The organism is Microbacterium sp. K24 (assembly GCF_004794465.1).
In the GTDB taxonomy this organism is placed as follows: domain Bacteria; phylum Actinomycetota; class Actinomycetes; order Actinomycetales; family Microbacteriaceae; genus Microbacterium.
Genome location: NZ_SSDJ01000127.1, coordinates 1 through 815, shown reverse-complemented (window position 1 = coordinate 815; position 815 = coordinate 1). Strand labels below are relative to the sequence as shown.

Sequence of the window (815 nt, the reverse complement as noted above, 5' to 3'; positions counted from 1 at the left end):
CGGAGTGCCGCCCATTCGTCTGCACGCCGTTCCTGTTTAGCGTTCACCGGCCCGAACTTCGAGAACTGCGTGTACATCTCGTTCGCGAGCGGGGCGACCGTGACCTGCTCGCCGACGCGCGTCACCACGTGGTCGGCGTTCGTCTTGGGCTTCGTGGATCCCTGCGGGCGCACATCGAGCGCGATGGTCGCCGTGGTGGTCTCGCCGTAGCCGTCGGCGACGACCACCTGCACCTCCTTGCGACCCTGAAGACTCGCGGTGGCCTTGTAGGTGATCTGACCGTCGGTGCTGAAGTCGACCTCGTCGCCGGGCGCCGGCACGACGTCCTTGAGGTAGATGTCGTCGCCGTCCGGGTCGATCCAGTCCGGGAGGATGTTGTACGAGATCGTGCCGCCGGTCTCGACGGTGAGACTGGTCTTGCGCTTGGCCGTGGGAGCGCCGTTGACGCTGAGGTCGTGCACCGACAGGGTCACCGCCGCGGTGTCCTTGCCGCCGCGGCCGTCGTCGGCCTCGTACGTGAACGTCGTCGATCCGGTGGCCTTCTCGTCGACGGCGATCTGCAGGGAGCCGCCGTTCTGCACCTGCTGGATCGTGCCGATCGACGGCTGCGCCTCGGCGAGCGTCGCGACCAGCACGTCGCCGTCGGGGTCGTTGTCGTTGTCGAGCACCGGCAGCATCGTCGTGGCACCGGGCCGCACGCCGAAGGAGTCGTCCTCGGCGATCGGCGGGGTGTTCTCCTCGGAGCGCTCGGGAAGCGTCGTCTCGACCGTCTCCTCGGTCGAGTCGTCTTCGTTCTCGGTCTCGCCCTCGGGAGG

Annotated in this window: 1 protein-coding gene; it reads right to left on the bottom strand. The window is 68.1% G+C overall.

What is annotated here, in order from left to right; genetic code table 11:
• On the bottom strand, positions 1-815 hold an 815-nt coding region (locus DW306_RS21335; protein ID WP_168429325.1), incomplete at both ends, for an Ig-like domain-containing protein.